This is a genomic window from Clostridium sp. UMB9555A (assembly GCF_030222355.1).
Classification (GTDB): domain Bacteria; phylum Bacillota; class Clostridia; order Clostridiales; family Clostridiaceae; genus Sarcina; species Sarcina perfringens.
Genome location: NZ_JASORQ010000001.1, coordinates 991,573 through 1,012,657 on the forward strand (window position 1 = coordinate 991,573; position 21,085 = coordinate 1,012,657).

16 protein-coding genes, 1 other RNA gene and 1 riboswitch are annotated in these 21,085 nt (G+C 27.5%); of the genes, 13 read left to right on the forward strand and 4 right to left on the reverse strand.

Annotation, left to right across the window (positions count from 1 at the left end):
- Positions 1-194: 194 nt before the first annotated feature.
- Positions 195-1,184: a tetratricopeptide repeat protein gene (locus QP548_RS04535; RefSeq protein WP_061428205.1), complete on the reverse strand. Its 990-nt coding sequence runs from the start codon at positions 1,182-1,184 to the stop codon at positions 195-197.
- A 172-nt stretch (positions 1,185-1,356) separates the two neighbouring features.
- Here QP548_RS04535 and QP548_RS04540 point away from each other — a divergent pair, with 172 nt between their 5' ends.
- The 5 genes from QP548_RS04540 (at position 1,357) to QP548_RS04560 (ending at position 6,124) form a co-directional block, all read left to right on the forward strand.
- Positions 1,357-1,935, forward strand: a complete 579-nt coding sequence (locus QP548_RS04540) for a xanthine phosphoribosyltransferase (RefSeq protein WP_003465824.1) — start codon at positions 1,357-1,359, stop codon at positions 1,933-1,935.
- A 327-nt stretch (positions 1,936-2,262) separates the two neighbouring features.
- Positions 2,263-2,623: a transfer-messenger RNA gene (gene ssrA / locus QP548_RS04545) on the forward strand.
- Positions 2,624-3,249: 626 nt separating this feature from the next.
- Positions 3,250-4,257 carry a TRAP transporter substrate-binding protein gene (locus tag QP548_RS04550; RefSeq protein ID WP_003467359.1) on the forward strand — a complete coding sequence of 336 codons (1,008 nt, stop codon included), beginning with the start codon at positions 3,250-3,252 and terminating at the stop codon, positions 4,255-4,257.
- A 22-nt stretch (positions 4,258-4,279) separates the two neighbouring features.
- Positions 4,280-4,798, forward strand: coding sequence for a TRAP transporter small permease (locus QP548_RS04555; protein WP_061428203.1), 519 nt, complete (start codon positions 4,280-4,282; stop codon positions 4,796-4,798).
- A gap of 18 nt (positions 4,799-4,816) precedes the next feature.
- On the forward strand, positions 4,817-6,124 hold the full coding sequence (locus tag QP548_RS04560) for a TRAP transporter large permease (RefSeq protein ID WP_003467303.1): 1,308 nt from the start codon (positions 4,817-4,819) through the stop codon (positions 6,122-6,124).
- A 291-nt stretch (positions 6,125-6,415) separates the two neighbouring features.
- Here the strand turns inward: QP548_RS04560 and QP548_RS04565 are convergent, their stop codons facing one another.
- Positions 6,416-7,261, reverse strand: a complete 846-nt coding sequence (locus QP548_RS04565) for a helix-turn-helix domain-containing protein (protein WP_061428201.1) — start codon at positions 7,259-7,261, stop codon at positions 6,416-6,418.
- 215 nt (positions 7,262-7,476) lie between these two features.
- On the opposite strand from QP548_RS04565, the gene QP548_RS04570 reads away from it, so the two are divergent.
- Genes QP548_RS04570 through bilR form a run of 3 tightly spaced genes read left to right on the forward strand, consistent with a single transcriptional unit; the run spans position 7,477 to position 11,567 of the window.
- Entirely contained in the window at positions 7,477-8,841 is a 1,365-nt protein-coding gene (locus QP548_RS04570; RefSeq protein WP_003465814.1) for an MFS transporter, read from the forward strand.
- Positions 8,842-8,867: 26 nt separating this feature from the next.
- Positions 8,868-9,629, forward strand: coding sequence for an alpha/beta hydrolase (locus QP548_RS04575; RefSeq protein WP_061428199.1), 762 nt, complete (start codon positions 8,868-8,870; stop codon positions 9,627-9,629).
- A gap of 15 nt (positions 9,630-9,644) precedes the next feature.
- Complete coding sequence (gene bilR, locus QP548_RS04580; RefSeq protein ID WP_061428197.1) at positions 9,645-11,567, forward strand: bilirubin reductase, long form; 1,923 nt, start codon at positions 9,645-9,647, stop codon at positions 11,565-11,567.
- Positions 11,568-11,715: 148 nt separating this feature from the next.
- On the opposite strand, the gene QP548_RS04585 is transcribed toward bilR, so the two are convergent.
- A complete protein-coding gene (locus QP548_RS04585; RefSeq protein ID WP_003456620.1) occupies positions 11,716-12,168 on the reverse strand; it encodes a DUF1097 domain-containing protein in 453 nt (150 codons plus the stop codon).
- A 402-nt stretch (positions 12,169-12,570) separates the two neighbouring features.
- On the opposite strand from QP548_RS04585, the gene QP548_RS04590 reads away from it, so the two are divergent.
- The 4 genes from QP548_RS04590 to QP548_RS04605 all read left to right on the forward strand — a co-directional run bounded on the left by QP548_RS04590 (position 12,571) and on the right by QP548_RS04605 (position 17,996).
- The gene (locus QP548_RS04590; RefSeq protein ID WP_061428195.1) at positions 12,571-13,650 is read left to right on the forward strand and encodes a S41 family peptidase; all 1,080 of its coding nucleotides are present in this window, start codon (positions 12,571-12,573) and stop codon (positions 13,648-13,650) included.
- Between the two features lie 437 nt (positions 13,651-14,087).
- On the forward strand, positions 14,088-14,495 hold the full coding sequence (locus QP548_RS04595; protein WP_060670468.1) for a MarR family winged helix-turn-helix transcriptional regulator: 408 nt from the start codon (positions 14,088-14,090) through the stop codon (positions 14,493-14,495).
- Positions 14,496-14,540: 45 nt separating this feature from the next.
- Positions 14,541-16,439: an FUSC family protein gene (locus QP548_RS04600; protein ID WP_061428193.1), complete on the forward strand. Its 1,899-nt coding sequence runs from the start codon at positions 14,541-14,543 to the stop codon at positions 16,437-16,439.
- A gap of 375 nt (positions 16,440-16,814) precedes the next feature.
- A complete protein-coding gene (locus QP548_RS04605; RefSeq protein WP_061428191.1) occupies positions 16,815-17,996 on the forward strand; it encodes a NupC/NupG family nucleoside CNT transporter in 1,182 nt (393 codons plus the stop codon).
- A 143-nt stretch (positions 17,997-18,139) separates the two neighbouring features.
- Here the strand turns inward: QP548_RS04605 and QP548_RS04610 are convergent, their stop codons facing one another.
- A complete protein-coding gene (locus QP548_RS04610; protein WP_061428189.1) occupies positions 18,140-18,886 on the reverse strand; it encodes a GntR family transcriptional regulator in 747 nt (248 codons plus the stop codon).
- A 421-nt stretch (positions 18,887-19,307) separates the two neighbouring features.
- On the opposite strand from QP548_RS04610, the gene QP548_RS04615 reads away from it, so the two are divergent.
- The gene (locus QP548_RS04615) at positions 19,308-20,690 is read left to right on the forward strand and encodes an MFS transporter (protein WP_061429443.1); all 1,383 of its coding nucleotides are present in this window, start codon (positions 19,308-19,310) and stop codon (positions 20,688-20,690) included.
- Positions 20,691-20,918: 228 nt separating this feature from the next.
- Positions 20,919-21,002: riboswitch (cyclic di-GMP riboswitch) on the forward strand.
- Positions 21,003-21,085 lie beyond the last annotated feature (83 nt).

Here is a 21,085-nt window from a genome sequence, read left to right on the forward strand (position 1 = left end):
TTTTGCTATAAGAAATTTAAAAGGAAGTATAATTAAAAATTAATAGTTAAAAAATTAATCAGTATAAATTTAGATTAATTCTTAAAGTTTTTAAATTAATAGGTGTAATTTTTAGACTTAAATAAGTTTTTTGTATTTATTCTAAAGCTGTGAAAAAATTAATTAGAATAATTTTTAGCTTTTCACTTTAAGAGTTAGCTTTGTATATTATGAATCTCTAATAATTCACTAAACTTTGAGAAAAACTTTAAGTTTGTAAGCATTTCATCTTTAAGTGCTATTTCTTTTAAGGAATCACAATGGTTGAATGCTCTTTCTAAATAATAAAAGGCATTATCAAAATCTTTTTTTAATGAATAAGCTCGTGCTTTATAATAAAAGGCCATAAAGTTATAGGGTGATATGGCAAGAGCCTTGTTTAAATTGTTTAGGGCTTTATCATAATGGCCTAAGCAAAGCAACACATTTGAATATTCACAATAACAAGCATCATTTTCAGGGTTGATTTCTAAGGACTTTTCGTACATTTTAGAACTGTTTTTCAAGTCATTTAAAAGAAAGTAACATTCTCCTAGCTTTTTATAGGCAGAAGCATTGTTTTTTTCAATTGAAACAAAATCTTCAAGATATTTAGTGGCAAGAAGATAATCACCATTTTCAAAGGTGCAGTATGCCTTCCCTGATAAGGCATTTTTAAAATAAGGATTAAACTCAAGTGCTTTATCAAAACATTCCTCAGCTTTAAAGTATTCCCTTATTTCAATATAAGAGAAGCCTTTATTGCTTAAAGCAAAGGTATCTATAGGGTTTAATTTTAAGGCTCTTTCTGAAAAATCTATGGCTCTATGGTAAAGTTTTAGATTGTAATATACAAATGCAATATTATTGTAAAGTTCATAGTTAGGTTCTTTAAGTTTTTTTATTGCCTCTATGGAAAGTTCATAGGCTGCATCAAAATCTTTTTGCTTTGATAGTACTAGAATTTTATTGTTATAAAAAAATAGGGGATCTAATTTTTCTGAATACTTGTCTAAAAGATAAAGAGCATGTTTAAATTTCCCTAGAGAGACATATTTCCTTATTTGTTTTTCTGGCAGAAAATTATCTGATTCAATTAAATATAAAATTATAATTATGGATAAAATACATATAAGTATTATTATTAATGATTGAAATGAAGTCATATTTATCTCTCCTAAATATTCTTCTACTATTATTATATAAAGAATTACTAAAAAGGATTACATGAATAATAAGAATACTATATAATAAAATTAGATAGCAATAGGTTTTCCTATTATGATATAATATAGGAAGTTAATACTATAAATTAATAGTAAGAAAGGATGTAACCAAATGGAACTATTAAAAGATAAGATAAAAAAAGAAGGTAGAGTTACAGAAGATAATATTTTAATGGTTGATTCTTTTTTAAATCACCAAATGGATGTAGAATTTTTTAACGAAGTAGGAAAAGAATTTAAAGATAGATTTAAAAATGATCAAATAGACAAAATCCTTACAATAGAATCAACAGGAATAGGATTAGGAATAATAACTGCTCAATACTTTGATAATGTACCAGTTGTTTTTGGTAAGAAAATAGAAAGATTACCAAGAAACAAGAGAGAAGAGGTATTTAACTCAGAGGTTTATTCATTTACTAAGAAAACAATATACAATGTTGTTGTTGATAAGAAATTCATAAAACCAGGAGAAAAAATCCTTATAGTTGATGATTTCTTAGCAAATGCATGCGCAGTTTTTGGATTAATAGATGTTGTTAAACAAGCTGGAGCAGAAGTTGTTGGAGTAGGAATAGTTATAGAAAAAGGATTCCAAAGCGGAAGAGCTCACTTAGAAGACAAAGGAATAAGAGTTGAATCTCTAGTTACTATAGATAAGATAGAAGATGGAGAAGTTTACTTTAAATAATTTTTTTAGATTATTTTTATGAGCTAAATAAGGCTAAAAAGTAACATTTTAAGCTTAAAGAGAGCAAAAGATAAGAAATTTTAATTTAGGTAAAATTAACCATTGATATTTTAAGTAGAATTAGGTATTATATAAATTGTCTGTTTTAGAATGTTAAAAGTTAATTAATTAGTCAAGGAAATTATCTCTTACAAACAAAAATATATGTCCCTTGACTAAATTAATTAATTGATATATAATGAGAACATAAGTTTGATTAAAAACTTTTGAATTTAAAAATTAAATATGGAATTTTTAGCGTTTAGACCATATTATTATCTCATACATGGGGGCGTTTTGGCTTCGACGGGGGTAAGATGGGTTTGATAAGCGAGTCGAGGGAAGCATGGTGCCTCGATAATAAAGTATGCATTAAAGATAAACGCAGAAGATAATTTTGCATTAGCAGCTTAATTTAGCGCTGCTCATCCTTCCTCAATTGCCCACGGTTGAGAGTAAGGGTGTCATTTAAAAGTGGGGAACCGAGCCTAGCAAAGCTTTGAGCTAGGAACGGAATTTATGAAGCTTACCAAAGAGAAAGTTTGTCTGTGGACGTTCTCTGAGGGAATTTTAAAACACAAGACTACACTCGTAGAAAGTCTTACTGGTCTGCTTTCGGACACGGGTTCGACACCCGTCGCCTCCACCATAAAAACCACGAAAATCATATGTTTTGATTTTTGTGGTTTTTTTATTTGTACATAATTAATTGCTTAATGAAAAATTTCTTATCTGTGGTAAAGATTATTTCGGTATGTCACGTAATTAATATTAATAAAGTAGACTTAAATTATTAATTTCTTTAGATATTTAATTTTAGTTTACAGTTGATTAACAGATAATTTTTATTTTTTAATAGGAAAATTATTGTCTTGATAATAGAAATATGCTAGTATACTAGTATAAAAGGAGGTGAGAAAAGGTTTACTATAGGTGCATGTACAGTAAAAGAATTATATCATAATCATTATAATGAAATTACTATATTCTAATATAGTAATAATTTTTAGTTAGTATAAATTACATAAGATAAATCTAACAAATATAATTTAAATGTGACTATACATAAAAATAAAAGCAATATATGGGATAAATTTAAGTTATCATAATTAGTAAAGAAAGATATGTTTTTAAGTGATATAAAAATTATTTAAACTAGACCAATATATTAAGATAAAAGGCAAGGATTTATAGATCACATTTTGAAAACGTTATCTAAAGAGTCCGAGAATAATAAGTTGAAATTTGGAAAATAATCCTGGGGGAGATTTATATATGAATAAAAAGATTAAAGCGCTTTTTGTCGTTGCTACAATAAGTTTAACTTTAGTTGGCTGTGGAAGAACTAAAAGTGATGATGTAAGAGTAATGAGGGTTGCTCATAATCAAGGTGAGGGACATCCAATACATCTAGCACTTAAGGAATTTGAAAATATTGTTGAAACAAATACTAATAATAAAATAGATATACAAGTTTATCCAAATGAATTACTAGGAGGACAACGTGAAGCTATAGAACTTACACAAACAGGTGCTATTGATATAGCAGTTGGAAGTATAAGTTTATTAGAAAGTTTTAATAAGTCCTATAGTGTATTTAACTTGCCATATCTATTTGATAGCAAAGAGCATTATCATGCTGTAATGAATGATGATGAAATAATGAATGATATATATGAATCAACTAGAGAATCTGGGTTCGTTGGTCTTACTTGGTTTGATGCAGGGTCAAGGAATATGTACACTACAGATAAACCAATAATGAAGCCTGAAGACTTAAAAGGTAAAAAGATAAGAGTTCAACAAAGTCAAACTAATATAAGAATGATGGAATTATTAGGTGGGTCTGCAACTCCCATGAGTTTTGGTGAAGTTTATACAGCGTTACAACAAAAGGTAATAGATGGTGCAGAAAATAATGAATTAGCATTAACTAATAATAAGCATGGAGAAGTTGCAAAGTATTATTCATATAATCAGCATGCAATGATACCAGATATATTAATAATGAACGCTAAGTTATTAGATAATTTAAGTGAAGAACATAGAAATATAATATTAGATGCAGTTGATAAAATAAATAAATTTGAAGTTGATGCATGGGAAGAAAAAGTAGAAGAATCTAAAAAACAATCAGAAGAAATGGGGGTTCAATTTTACTATCCAGAATTAGAACCATTTAAAGAAAAAGTTTTACCTCTTCATGATGAAATGACTAAAGACCCAGAAGTAAAAACTTTATACGATAATATACAACAAAAATCACAAAAAGAAAGTAAATAAATACTAGTAGGGAGGAATTAAGGTGAAGAAATTAAGAACTGTATTAAATAAGACAATAGAAGTTATATGTATGGCACTACTAGCATTTATGGTAGTTTTAGGTACTTGGCAGATAATTACTCGTTATTTATTAAATAATCCAAGTACAATATCAGAGGACTTATTAATATATTCATTTGTATGGATGGCTTTGCTTGGGTCAGCATATGTATTTGGAAAAAAAGATCATATGACTATGGTATTTTTTAGACAAAAACTAGATAATAAAAGTACTAAAGTTAAGTTTATATTAAGCGTAATAACAGAAATAGTAATATTAATATTTTCAGCATTAGTTTTAGTTTTAGGTGGAATTCAAATAAGTAATTTGGCAATGGGGCAAATATCACCTGCACTAGGAATACCAATGGGATATATATACTTAGCCTTACCATTTTCAGGAATAATAACAATAATATATAATATTTTAAATTTAGTTGATTTAAAAAGTGGTTTAACAAGAAATTCTGTAAATTCAACTAAAGTAATAAATAATAATTAATCTGAGGGAGATAAGAGTATGGAATTAGCATTTCAAGCAGGTACAGCTATAGCTATTGTATTTCCAATATTACTTTTATTAGGAATACCAATATCTATAACTATAGGAATATCATCTATATTTGGAATATTAACTACATTATCATGGGATGTAGCAGTATTAACTGGAGCACAAAGAATATTTACTGGTATAAGTAGTTTTTCATTACTTGCAATACCATTTTTTGTACTAGCCGGTACTATAATGAATAGTGGTGGTATAGCTTTAAGGTTAGTAAATTTTGCTAAGGTTTTAAGCGGGAAGTTACCAGGATCATTAGCACATACAAATGTAGTTGGAAATATGTTATTCGGAGCAGTAAGTGGATCTTCAGTTGCGGCGGCTGCGGCAATAGGTGGTACAATGGCTCCGCTTCAAAAAGCAGAAGGATATGATAAAAATTATAGTGCAGCAGTTAACATAGCATCTGCACCAACTGGATTACTAATACCTCCAAGTAATTCACTTATAATATATTCATTAGTAAGTGGGGGGACATCAGTAGCAGCTCTATTTATGGCAGGATATATACCTGGCATATTGTGGGGGTTATCTGTAATGGTAGTTGCATTTATATTAGCAAAAAAATATAAGTATTCATCTAAATATACAATAACTTTTAAAGAAGCTATTAAAATATTTATAGATGCACTTCCAAGTTTAGCATTAATATTTATAATAATAGGTGGGATAGTAGGTGGAGTATTCACAGCTACAGAGGGGGCTGCAGTTGCTGTTGTATATTCATTCATATTATCATTTTTCTTTTATAAATCTATAAAGCTAAAAGATATACCAAGAATATTATTAGAAACAGTAGAAATGACAGGAATAATAATTTTCTTAATAGGAGTATCATCAATAATGTCTTGGGTTATGGCATTTACAAATATACCAAATGCTATAACTGAATTGTTATTGGGAATATCTTCAAATCCAATTGTAATATTATTAATAATGAATTTAGTATTATTAATAGTAGGGACATTTATGGATTTAACACCAGCTATATTAATATTTACACCTATATTTTTACCTATAGCTAAAAACTTTGGTATGGATTCAGTACAGTTTGGTATAATGCTTATATTTAATTTGTGTATAGGAAATATTACACCACCAGTTGGTAATACTCTATTTATTGGATGTAAGGTAGGTAAAACTAGTATAGAAGAAGTAATAAAGTATTTATTACCATTCTATGGAGGAATATTAGTAGTACTTATGTTAGTAACATTTATACCTGAGATAAGTTTATTTATACCTAAACTTATGGGAATGATATAATTAAAGCTTTATTATATTTAATTGAGATTTAAAGGCGTGTATCAAAATAAGTTTCTTTTATATATTTTGGTACATGCCTTTTTGTTTTGCATAAAAATGGAGATAAAATTGATGGTGAAAGTTTTGATTGTATTTTAATAAGATGTTTTATAAAGAGAGAATTAATATAATTTAATTAATTATTAATTATGGTTTTTAAAGATAATGTTTAGCTTCAGGCAAAACCCCACCACAACAATATAAAGCATGTTGTTGTGGTGGGATTTTTACTATATATGAAAATATAATAAGCTATGGGCTGATTTTATTAGTTTTTTTAATTTGATTATAATATTCTTTTGGCGTAATCCCAAATTCCTTTTTAAAAGCACGGAATAAATTATTGTAACTTCCTAATCCACAAATGTGTGCAACATCTGCTATAGGTTTTCCTTCTTCTATAAGTTTTTTACAAAAATCTAGTTTGGCTTTCACTATATAACGGTGTACTGTTAATCCAGTAGCTTTTTTAAACTCTCTAGATATATGAAATTTACTAACATAAAACCTTTTTTCAAGATTATTAAGAGAAATTTCCTCTGTAATATTATTATTTATATATATAAAAATATCATCAATTAAAAATTGTTTATTTCTTTTAATTTTTTGTTTTGATTCTGCGTTTATACATGATCTTAATGTTAGAATTAAGACTATTGTTATCATACTTTTTATATATAGATTATCAGCAAATTTATAAGGTTCTTGTTTCATGTAAATAAGTTTTTTTAATATATTTTTTATTAACATAGTAGTTTCTGCATTGGCATCTATTATTGCACATTCAAAAGGTACGGTGTTAAAACTTTCAGCTAAATTAACTTCTCCTTCTGATAAAGTATTTAGTAACTTTTCTGTGATTTCTAATTCATATATTACAAGAGAGGTATAGGCTTTTAACTCTATTTCAATATTATTATTAGGACGTATCAAAATAATACTATCTGGACCACATTTATTTATTTTATTATTAACTTTAATATGGCATATTCCTGCAAATATAAATAATATTTTATAATATTTATCTGATTTTATAATCTTGCTTTTTTCCTTATTTAATTTAAGTTCATACATAAAATAATCTTTTTTTTTAGACATAAAATACTCCTTATATAAAATAAACGTTTAATATATCGATTTTTTTGAATCAATATATAATTTTTGGAATTAATACATCAATTTTTGAAATTATTATATCAACTTTTGAATATAATTCTATTCTACAATATGAGATAATAATAACACAAATAAACATTGTGTTATTAATTTAAATAATAACTTAATTTTTATTTATTATAGGGGGAGAGAAAGTTATGAGAGATTTTTCAATGAAAGACAAAATTGGTTACACATTAGGGGATTTGGGTTGCTGCTGTACAGAACAATTTAGAGCTATGTTTTTAACTGTATTTTACACATTAGTTCTGAAAATTAATCCTATTCATGTAGGGACAATACTTTTAATAACAAAAGTTTGGGATGCTATTAATGATCCTATAATAGGAGCTATAATAGATGCTCGTAAAGCTAAGGCAGGTAAAAAATTTATACCTTGGATGCGTGCATTTTCAATACCATGTGCAATATTAATGTGTATCGGCTTTTTAAACGTTTCAAATTGGGATTATGGGTTTAAATTAGCTTATGTTTTAATAACTTATGTTTTATATGAATCTATGTATACTTGTGTAAACGTTCCTTTTGGATCTTTATCTAGTGTTATGACAGATGACACCAATCATCGTACAGATTTATCAAGATATAGAAGTTTAGGTGGAACTATTTTTATGACTGTAATAGTTATTGTTGGACCATTATTTTTATATAAAGATAATCAACCTGTTGCTTCAAACTTTTTATTATTAGCTATTATTTGCGCTTGTATAAGTGTTTTCTGTATTCAAGTTACATGTGTATGGTGTAAAGAACGTGTTGAAATACCAGATGTAGAAAGAGAAAAAATTAATTATTTTCAAGTTTTGAAAAATATATCAAAGAATAGAGCTCTGTTAGGTGTTATAATTGCAAGCTTAGTTGGTATGATAGCAGCTAGTGTAGTTAATGGATTAAATACTTATTTATTTAAGGATTATTTTGGGAATGTAAAACTTATGTCTATATCAGGAATGTTAAGTACAGTCTACGCTATAATAACATTTATTGGAACTAAATTTGTTGCTAATAAATTTGGGAAAAAAGAATGGTGTATGTACGGTGCTGGATTTGCTGCAATAGTATATGGAGTTTTATTCTTCTTACCAATAAAAAATCCAATAATGTTCATAGCAATAAATGGTATATGTTATATAGGAGCTTCTGGATTCCAAATATTAATTTGGGCTATGGTAAATGATTCAATAGATTATCAAGAGTTAAAAACAGGAACTCGTAATGAAAGTATAGTTTATTCAACATATTCATTTTTTAGAAAGATTGCCGCTGCTTTAAGTGCAAGTTTAAGTAGTTTTATACTTGCTTTTATAGGATATAACGTAAATGCTGCAACGCAAACTCCTGAAGTGATTTCAAATCTTTGGAAGTCTTATACAGGTATTTACTCATTAGGATATGTAATAGCAATTTTATCTTTATTTTTCATATATCCTTTAACTAAGAAAAAGACAGAAGAAATGTTACAAGAGTTATCAATTAAAAGGGAGAAAACAAAGTCAGTTTAAAATTGGTCATTATTAGGAGGTAGCTAATGGTTAAATTAATAGAAATAAACAATAGAAAAAATAAAATGCTAAGGGGGGTACTTACCCTTCCTGATAATATTGAAGATCCCATTGTTGTATTAAATCTTCATGGATTTGCAGGAGATAAATCAGGATATAAATATGCACATACTCATTTATCAAGAGTTCTTGAAGCTAATGGATTTGGTTGTGCTAGATTTGATTTTTACGGATGCGGTGAAAGTGATGGAGAGTTTGAAGAGATGACTTTTACAGGCCTCATAGAAGACGCTATTGATATGTATAATTGGTTAATTGATTCTAAGATAACCACTTCTGATAAAATTATTTTATCAGGTCATAGTATGGGGGGATATGTAGCTTCATGTGTTGCCCCAAAGCTAAAACCAACTGGGTTAATTCTTATGTGTCCAGGAGGAGGAATGTGGTACGGTTGTAGAGAACGTGCTGATGAATTGAAAAATAAATCAATTCAGTATGCTAATATGGAAGGTTTAAAATTTAATATTGATTTTAATTATGATTTATATAATTATGAACCCTTTTCTAATGCTAAAGGATATGATAATGATGTAATAATTATAAGAGGTACTGAAGACAAGTTAGTTAATGATCAAATTTGCAAGACCTATTTAGATTGTTACAATAGTAAAAAGGCAAAATATGTAGAAATTGAAACTGGTGATCATAATTTTGCAAATATAAAAGCTAAAAGTGATTGTGAAGATGCAATTATCAATTTTTGCAAATTAATTAATAATAAATAATTTGGGGTGATAAATATGAAACTTTTAGAAAAAATTAATATAGGAAAGATTACATTAAAAAACAGGGTTATGTTTCCTCCATTAACTACTGGATATGAGGGTAGAGATGGGAGTATAACTCCACAATGTATTGACTTTTATGAAAGATTAGCAGAAGGAGGAGTTGGATATATAGTAATTGGTGATGTTGCTCCAATTAATAGTTTTTCTCCTACACCAAAATTATTTGATGATAAACAAATTGATGGCTTTAAAAAGTTATTTGATTCAATTCATAAATATGGAGCTAAGGTGGCTGTTCAGATATTTCATCCTGAATATGATTGTGATGCTATAAATAAAATGTTTGCTACAGGGGATTTTGATGGAGTAAGAAAAAAATTACATCATGATATGCAACATTTTGTTAATGAGATTAGTGAAGAGGGTTTAAAAGAGATTATAAATAAAATGTGTAATTGTGCAATTCGTGCTGAAAAAGCTGGAGTTGATATTATTCAAATACATGGAGATAGATTAGTAGGTTCATTATGTAGTACTATATTAAATAAAAGAACTGATAAATATGGTGGTACTTTAGAAAATAGAACTAGATTTGCTTTAGAGTTTGTAAGGTCATTAAAAAAAGCGGTTCCTAATATGACTATTGATTATAAATTCTCTGTTGTTACACCAGAGAGAGGTAAGGGAGGAGTTAATTTAGATGAAGCTCCAATCTTTGCTAAATGGTTAGAAGAAGCAGGAGTTGATATGCTTCATGTAGCTCAAGCAAACCATACTGGAAATATGGCAGATACTATACCTCCAATGGGTGTACAACCTTATGGGTTCTTTGTTGATATTGCTGCTCAAATAAAGAAATCAGTAAATATTCCAGTTAGTACAGTTGGAAGAATATTTAATCCTAAAATGGCTGAAAGTATTTTAGAATCTGATAAAGCTGATATAATTGGAATAGGTAGGATTTTACTTGCAGATGCTGATTGGGTTAATAAAATAATAGAGAATAGACAAGAGGATATACGTGAATGTATATGCTGTAATAAAGGATGTACAGATAATATTCAAAATCGTAAGTTTTTAAGCTGTATTTTAAATGCTGAAAATGGATATGAAGGAACTAGAAGAATTAATAAATCTGAAAGTAAGAAAAAAGTTGTAGTAGTAGGTGGTGGACCTGCAGGGCTTGAGGCTGCTCGTGTAGCAAGTTTAAAAGGACATGATGTTACTTTGTTTGAGGAGAGTACATCCTTAGGAGGTCAATTAAATTTAGCTTGCATTCCTCCAAGAAAAAATGAAATTCGTAGAGCTATAAGATTTTTAACACATTCTGTAGTTTCTCAAAATGTAGATTTAAGACTTGGAAGGAAAGTAACTGAAGAAGATATATTATCTTTAAATCCAGATGTTGTATTAGTTGCAGTAGGAGCAAGTAATTTTATACCACACATAGATGGATATGATAAACAAATAGTATGTGATTCTTGGAAAATCTTAAGTGGTGAACAACAAGTATTTGGCAATATTGCTGTAATTGGTGGAGGTATGGTAGGTTGTGAAGTGGCTGAATATCTATGTCTTGAAGAGGGTAACAAAGTTTCTATAGTTGAAATGGATAATAATATAGCCAAAGGGGAAAGTAGCACAATACTTCCAACAATGATGGAAAATTTCTCTGAAAATAATGTTAAAATTTATACTAATCATAAAGTAAATAAAATAGATAAAGACTGTATAATTTGTGAAAATGATAGTAAAGAAATTAAAATACCTTGTGATTATGTAGTTATGGCAGTTGGTGCTAAACCTAATAGTTTTGAGATTAATAAATTTTTAGAAAATAATATTAAAGTTGTTAAGATCGGTGATTGTAAAGATAGAGCATCTGATATAGAAAATGCAATTAAAACTGCTTATGATGCTGCTAATGAAATATAGAATCTAAAAAAATATATATATAATAAAACCTTAAATTTAAATATGACAATAGAGTATAATATTTAGCTAGTGAAAAAGATCTGTCAAGAAGAGAAAATATAAGAGAAATTCTTTTATATTTTCTCTATTAATTTTTTTATAATATTATTTAATTCTTACTGAATACTTTATGACAGTAGATTCCTATCTTTTGTGATATATATCCTAATACGTTTCCACAAAGTAGTGCTGGTACTACAGCTTGCCAGTTTCCGTTTAATCCAAAGGTTGAGAAGCAGCCACAGAATGCTCCAGAGATAAATTCGAATTTTTTAAACTTGGCTTGTATTACCATCATAAAAGAGAAAAATGCTGTTAAAAAATAAGACCAATATTCATTTGGGAAAATAGATGATCCTTTTATAATAAGCAGGGCGTAAATAATTCCTGTTGCATTTGAGCAAAGAGATCTAAAAAGTCCTTTAGCCATTCCACCTGAGGAATAATAACTAGTCCAACCAACAAAGCCAGTCCAACTTACCATTCCAAATACTGCTGCCATCCATGCCCAAACTCCAGATAGTACACCAACGCTGATAGCCACATATACAAGTACGTCCATAGAAAAATATCCTCCTCATTAGTATCTTATAAACTTAATCTTAATGTTTTGTATCGTACCTTAATATTTTATCCAAAAGTAAACCTTTAATCAACTTATTAATGTGTTAAAATATAAATAGTTTACAATAGATGTTTTCTAAAGAGAAAATAGGTTTTAGCTTAAGGTGTTTAATAAAGAGGAGATATAAAGGTCTTAAGATATTTTGAAAAGGAGACGTAGATTTTGTCTTAGAGGATTTAAGCGGATTTTACTTTAGAGGATTTAGAAAGAGAAGTAGTCTTAAAGAGATTAAGAGATAAATAAAAAGTTAAAGATAAATTTAAAATAACCTATATATATTTGAAAAAATAATTTTATTTATAGGACTAGTATTTTAATATTATCTGCAAAGGAGAGCTTATGGAAAATACATGGGAGAAAAAGTGGGTAGAAGACATTGAATATTTAAAAGAAGAGCTTAAGAAAAGTCATAAAAATCTATTTGCTTATACAGCGGAAGAAAGTTTTAATGAAAAGATAGAGAATTTAAAAAACATGGTTAATGAGTTAGATTATGAGGAGATGAAGGTTGAAATATCAAGGGTTGTGGCTTCTTTAAGGGATGCTCATACTTCACTTATATTTCCTGCTAAAAGGTTTATTCCATTAAAGTTTTATTGTTTTAATGATGGGGTATATATTATAAATACATGCAAAGGATATGAAAAGCTCTTATTTAGGAAGGTTTTGGCCATTGGTGATATGAAGATAGATGAGGTTTTAGAGGAACTTTCTAATATTATTTCCTTTGAAAATGAGTATTTCTTTAAGGCTCAAAGCATGAAATATATGCAAATAGCAGAGGTTTTATATGGACTTTTAATAATTGATACCATGGACAAAATAAGAATAACCTTAGATGAGGGAGAATATGAGGTTTTAACCTGTTCCTTTGAGGATTTAGTTTATACAAATGAAAGACTTCCTATGTATGCTAAAAATGATTTTTCTAATCTTTGGTTTGAAGTTTTAGAGAGTGGAGAGTTATACATAAAATATAATAGCTGTAGGGAACAGGGCGAGGAAAGCATAGGGAAAAAGATTGAAAATATAATATCATTAATTGAGAAGGAAAATATAGAAAAGGTAACTGTAGATTTAAGAAATAATTTAGGGGGAGATTCAACACTTTTTACTCCATTAATAGGGTATTTAAAGAACAATGAAAAGATAAATAAAAATAAGAATTTAAAAGTTATAATAGGAAGAGAAACCTTTTCTTCAGCCCTTTTAAATGCTTATACCTTTAAAAATAGTACTAATGCAAAAATAATAGGGGAGCCTAGTGGAGGAAAGCCTAATTGTTATGGGGAGATCTTAAGAATTACTCTTCCAAATAGTAAGCTTGTAATTACTTATTCTACAAGATTTTATAAACTTATAGAAGATGATTCAGTTATGTCTCTTTACCCAGAGGAGATTCTTTTAGAGTCCATATAAGATTATATAAATAACTAATTTGTTAAATAGGCTGACTATAACATTATTTAAAGTTCTTATTATATTAAATAAATAATTAAAGTATAATTTTTTAAAACCACATGAATATGGTGTATCAATATATTCATGTGGTTTTTTATATTTATAATCAAATAGAGTGTTAATTTTAAACTGTTTTTATTTAGATGATACACATGTTTAAATAAAATCTTAACTACTAAATTTATGATGATTTTTTTTAGTTTAGATTAGCATTTTAAGACCTAAATAAGTTTAAGGCATCTTTAAAGTTATTTTAATAATACTTAGTATTTCTTTAAGTATATTAATAAGTGTAATTACTATATTTAAGTTTGAAATTTGATTCTTATAAATTTAGGTGATATAATTACCTAGATAATTATTACTTAGGTAACTAAATGAAAGGAGGAATAAAATTGAACTTATATGGGCATAAAGTGAATCAATTGGCTAGAAATTTTACCAAAAAACTAAATGAAAAGATTGCTCCTCTTGGGCTATATTCATCACAGTGGGGTATTATATTATATTTACATGAAAAAAAGCAGTGTACCCAAATAGAAATAAGTCAATATCTTGGAGTAGAGGCTCCAACAATTACTAGGACATTAACTAGAATGGAGGAAATGGGCTTAGTTATTAGAACTGAAGGAAAGGATAAGCGTGAAAGAATTATAAATTTAACAGAGAAGGCTTATGAAATGTTTCCTAAATGGTTTGAAGAAGCTAAGAATATAGAAGTAGAGGCTATAAGTAATATTAATAAAGAAGAATTAGAGATTTTTAATAGTGTTTTAGAGAAAATGATGAACAATTTAGATTAAGAAATATAAGTTTAATAGAAAATATAAATTAAAAAAGGAGTGTACATGGATAAAACTATAATAAAACAATTATTTAAGATTAATAAAACTCCTTTTCCTTGGCAAAAAGCAATAAATGCTGGAATCTGTGCAGGATTTCCAGTGCTTATAGGAGTTTTAATAGGAAAAATTCCTTTGGGGTTATTAGGTGGAATAGGAAGTTTTGCATATTTATATGTTATAAATGAGCCATATGCTCAGCGTGGTAAAAAAATATTTTTTGCAGCTCTTGGTATTAGCTTGTCAGTTGCTCTTGGAACTTTAGTAGCTCCCTATCCAATACTTATTATATTAATGGTAGGTTTAATTGGAGGAATTGCAATTTTTATATTTGGTGTTTTAAAAATACCAGGACCTTCTTCAATGTTCTTTGTATTAAGCTTTTTAGTGTCAACAGGAATGCCTGTTAATCATTCAGAAGCATTTATAAGATTTTTTGTTGTGCTTATGGGCGGGCTTTTCGCATGGTTAATGAGCATGAAGGGGTATTTTTTAAATCCACATGGTCCTGAAATAAAAGTTATTAAAAGACTTTATTTAACCTTAGCAGATTTTAGTGAAGCTATTGGAAATGAAGATATTAATGATATAAGAAATAAAACTGTAAATGCTTTAAGGGAAGCAGAGGAAATTCTTTTAACTGGATATATTACATGGAAGAATTCATTCTTATTTAATAGATTATACCTTTTAAATGAAGAGGGTAATAAATTATTTTTAGAAATGCTTGAGTTGCATGTTAATAAAAATAAGAAGTTGCCAAAAGAATTTAGTAATATGATAAGAAGGTTAGCTGTGGCAATTGACTTTAAGGATGGAGACAAGCTTAAGATAGATTCTTATGAAAACTTAGATATGGATTATAATAAGTTTTTACAAATAATTTATGATACTGAAGCTATTATTAACTTACCATTAACATACATTGGAAGAAGCATTAAAATTTCAAAAACTTCATTAATGAGTAAGATTAAAAGAGCTTGTAATAAAGATTCAATAGTATTTATTAATGCAATTAGATATGGGGTTGTTCTTTCTATATCAGCTATAATAGCCTTTAGTTTTCCTTTTTCAAGGCCGTATTGGATCCCTTTATCCTGTGCTGCTGTCATGTCAGGTTCAACTATTATATCAACCTTTCATAAATCAATTCAAAGATCCTTTGGTACAATTATTGGAGTAATAATAGCTACTATTATTTTAAAGACAAATCCAAATGGTTTTATAATAGTTATAATTAATATGATTTTAACAGCTTTAACAGAGCTTTTTATTGTAAAAAATTATGCCATAGCAGTAATGTTTATTACGCCAAATGCCTTGCTTATAGCAGAGACTTCAACACAAATACATAATATTACTTATTTTGCAACAGCACGTATTACTGATATAGTGGTAGGTTCTTTAATAGGTTTAATAGGCATTTATATTTTTGGACGTCGCTCAGCCTCTAGTAGATTAAAGGATTTAATAGTAAAGTTAATACATAGTCAAAAGAATTTATTAGTTCTTTTATCAACTAATGATAAAGAAATTAACAATAAAAAAATAAAAGATATGAAAGAAAAAATGGGTGTAGACTTAATGAATCTTAAGGTGGCCTATAACACTGCCTTAGGGGAGGTTCCACGTAATGAGGAAATGCTTGAAATGATATGGCCTGTATTTTTTTCCTTAGAGCATATTAGTTATTTACTTGCTAAGTATTGTGAGACTAAGAAATATTTAAGTTTATGCGATGAGGAATTAGCCCAATTATTACTTGTCTTAGAGAAAATAGCAATATCTATTAAGCAGGGAATAGATGTAAAACCTAAAAATGTTCCTAATATAAAAGAAATATCTCAAATTTGCGAAGAATTTAATTCTATACAAAGGGTATTTTATATTAAATCTCATAAATAATACACTTTATTATTATGTTCAATCTTAACTTTTTAATTAAAATTTAAGGTTGAACATTTTTTTATAAAATTTTAAAAATGCATAAAAATGTGGATTTGGATGTTCGAAACGTATTCACATAGTTTAAATTAAAATAAGTTTTATTTTTTCTTTAAAATTTAATATTATTGAGCCTTTACATATATTTAAAAGAAATTTATAATTGAAATGTTTATAAATGTGTCGAAAGGATGTACGAATTAATATTTTTTTAAAAAATAAAACTGAATAAGAATTTTTTGGAAATATTAAAAACAATCTACTAAAAGTGTATTTATTGTACCGTATGCACAAGATAATAATATTAAACTTATGGTATGTAACAAGGAGGATAAAATGAAATATATTATTGGAGTTGTAGGATTAATTGTTATTTTAGCACTTGCGTGGATTGGAAGTAGTGATAAGAAGAATATAAAATATAAACCTATATTTTTAATGCTTATTTTACAATTCGTATTAGGATTTATACTTTTAAATACTCAAGTAGGAAATTATTTAGTTGGAAGTATAGCAAATGGTTTTGATGTGCTTCTTGCATGTGCTGGAGATGGAGTAAATTTTGTATTTGGTGGACTAGTTAATAATGATCAATTTTCATTCTTTATTAGTGTTCTTTTACCAATAATCTTTATTTCTGCCTTAATTGGTATTTTACAATACTTAAAAATACTTCCTTTTGTAATTAAATACATAGGTTTAGTTTTAAGTAAAATTAATGGCATGGGTAAATTAGAGTCTTACAATGCTGTAGCATCAGCTATACTTGGCCAATCAGAAGTATTTATTTCTGTAAAGAAAGAACTTGGTTTATTACCTAAACATAGATTATATACTCTTTGTGCATCTGCAATGTCAACAGTATCAATGTCTATAGTTGGTTCTTACATGGTTTTATTACAACCTAGATATGTTGTAACAGCAATTGTTCTTAATTTATTTGGTGGATTCATTATAGCATCAGTTATAAATCCATATTCTGTATCAGAAGAAGAGGATATTTTAGTAGTTGAGGATGAAAAGAAACAAACTTTCTTTGAAGTACTTGGTGAATATATCTTAGATGGATTTAAGGTAGCAGTTATAGTAGCAGCTATGTTAGTTGGATTTGTAGCAATTATTGCTGTAATAAACATGATCTTTAGATCAATCTTTGGAATGAGTTTCCAAGAAATACTAGGATATGTATTCTCACCATTTGCATTTTTAATGGGTGTACCTTTAAATGAATCAATACAAGCTGCCAGTGTAATGGCAACAAAGTTAGTATCTAATGAATTCGTTGCAATGAATTTATTAGCAAGTGGAGATTTAAATTTATCAGCAAGATCAATTGGTATTGTTTCTGTATTCTTAATTTCTTTTGCAAACTTTTCATCAATTGGAATTATTTCAGGAGCAGTAAAAGGACTTAACCAAGAACAAGGAAATGTGGTTGCACGTTTCGGACTAAAATTACTATATGGTGCAACATTAGTAAGTATGTTAACAGCAACTATTGTTGGATTAATTATATAAATAAAAGAATTAAATTTGTTTAGTTTATATAGTACAATGTAATATGAAATGAAAAAAGGGAGTGTATTAAAATAACTTTAATGTTATATTTTAATACAGCCCTTTTTAAATTTATATAGAAATATTTTTTGAAATTTAAATTATTATTTTTTTCTTGCTTTAATTTTAAAAATACTATACTGAGAAGGGATATAGTATTTGTTAAATAATATAGGAGGGGAATAATCATTAGCATATAATGTTTCTAAGATTAAATCGCATTGATTTCCTCCAACAAGCTTATATTTTGGATTTAATGAGTTGCCAGCAGAGGAATGCTTTATTTCCAATATAGAACTTTCTGATATTTCATAAGATTTCTTCTCAAGAAAATCTAATAGCTCACTTTCATTATTTAAATCTATTTCCATTTCTTTTATTGTTTCAACAGATATAAAGGTAAAAGCGTAGGCTAAAACTTTATTTTTGTTTTTGTAATAACGTTCACAAGCAACAACTGCTGTGGAATCCTTTTCTAAAACTTGTCTAGTATAATCACTATCAAGTTCTAAACGGAATACAAATTCAATGTCATCAATTTTTTCGGTGTGGCACTTGTATATAGGATTACCTATTAACTCTAAGAAATCTCTTTTAGCACATTTTGCTGGAGATATTATAAAATTCCCTTTACCTCTTATGTTTTTTACTAAACCATCATCTTGTAGCAAAGCAAGTGCCTGACGTAAAGTCATACGGCTAACTCCAAAGGTTTTTGCCAGTTCAGGCTCAGAGGGTAATTTTGAATTTAAAGTATATTCCCCATTAATAATCATTTTATATAACTTATCATATACAGATGTATAGAGCAATTTTTTTGAAGTTTTAGTATCTTTTGTAGCGAGTTTCATCTTAACACCTTACTTATTTATAAAATTTATATTATATACAATCTTTAACAGAAATAGTATATCATAATTTTTTATTTATTTGAATTAAGAGAAAGTTAATTTTAAATAAATATGACAAGTTAAAATTAGACAAGTTAAAATTAGGTAAATTGTATATTTTATAGGTCATATTATAAAATAAGGGAAAAATAAAGCTTTATAAAGGGTATTGAAATTGAAATAAAGATGTGATAGTATTAGCTTGTCTAAAATATCAAAAAAACTTAGACAAGTTTACTTGAGTTAAACAAGTTTGTTTTATTATGGTTTGTAAACGATTGTTGAGGGAGGATGAAGGAAGAAAAGTAGACAAGTTTATAATTATTAATTGGCAAACTATTATTTAAGAAGCACAAATGAAAAAGAAAAGAGAGGATTTAAAATGGACGTTTCACTTAATACGTTAGAAAATGTTGAAGAAGTAAAAATAAAAAAAGCGGTACCAGCAGTATTAGCTTTAATGATTTTTGCTTTAGTTATCGACAACTCATTTAAAATTATTTCACCAGATTTGGCTAAAGCTTTTAACATATCAGCTACTGCTGTTAGCTGGCAAGTAACTTTAGCTGGACTAGTTATTGGTATTGGAGCTGTTGTATACGCTTCTTTATCTGATTCAATAAGTGTTAGAACACTATTAGTATTAGGAATTATATTAATATGTATTGGTTCACTATTAGGATTTATTTTTCAGAAATCATTTTTAATTATTGTTATTTCAAGAATAATTCAGTCAGCTGGATTAGGAAGTGCAGAAACATTATATGTAATATTTATAGCAAAGTATTTTAAAGAGAGTGAACATAAAAAATACTTAGGATTTAGTACAAGTAGTTATGCTATTTCACAAGTAATTGGTACAATTACTGGAGGATATATCTCAACATATTTAAGCTGGCAAGTACTATTTTTAATTCCATTATTAACTTTAGTAATATTACCTTTTATATTAAAATATATTCCTAAGGAAAAAGCTAAAGCTGGTAATGTGGACTATATAGGATTTATATTAGTTGCAACAGTTGCAGCAACATTAATGATCTTTGTTTCAGGATTCCAATGGGGAGTTTTAATAGGATTTATAGTTGCACTTGCATTATTCCTTATATACATAAGTAAAAATGAAAATGCTTTTATAAGCATTAAGTTTTTCACAAACAGAAACTTTATATCAGTATTACTTGTAGCCTTTGTTATATATAGTGTACAACTTGCATTTATATTTATGTTCCCATTCTTAGTTGAATCTATATACAATTATAGACTAGACCAAATTTCATTACTTTTAGTTCCTTCATATGTTTTAGCTGCTACTGTAGGAGCTTTATCAGGAAAGGTTTCTAAGAGAATAGGAAGTAAGCAATGTATTCAAATGGCTATAGTAGGCATAATAGTGAGCCTTGTTTTAGGAGCTTTATTTGTAAAAACATCAGTTTTAGTATTTATTTTTGTAATGATATTATTCTCAAGTTCCTTTGCTTTAATGTATGCACCTATGATTGATACATTAACAAGAACAATACCTAAAGAAAAAACAGGAACTGCTATTGGTTTCTATAATTTCTGTTTAAATATAGCTACTTCAATAGGAATAACATATGTAGCAATATTTATGGAAACTAAGTATTTAGGAAAGAACTTTACTGGACTTTTCAGTGACTTAGTAGCTATACAATATAGTAACGTTTTAATAGTGTTAGCAGTTATATCTTTAGTAGCACTTGTATTATACTGGACTTTAATCGGAAGAAGAGAGAAAAAGTAAATTACAAATAAAATTTTAGAAGTTTATAAAGAATAGTTAGAAAAACTAAATATTAAAAGCCTATAGGGTAGTCAATATAAAAAGATTATCTTATAGGTTTTTTGTTTATAAAACTTTAGAAAATTATAAATCTATGCAATTTTTGAATAAATTATTAAAAAATTGTTTATTTATATTTAATTTGTTATAAAGTCTGTAAAAAAATTTCTTTTTATGATATTATAACTTTAAAAAAATAGGCAAAGTTAGAGAAATCTAATGACGCAAAGCTATAGGGACTAAGGTTTATAACTATGTCAGCCAGTTGCCAAAGAGTGCATTAAGTTTTTTGTTTTATAATAACTAGGGAGGAGGTTGTAGGTTGAAAATTTAAAATTTATTTTGTACAAGTTTAT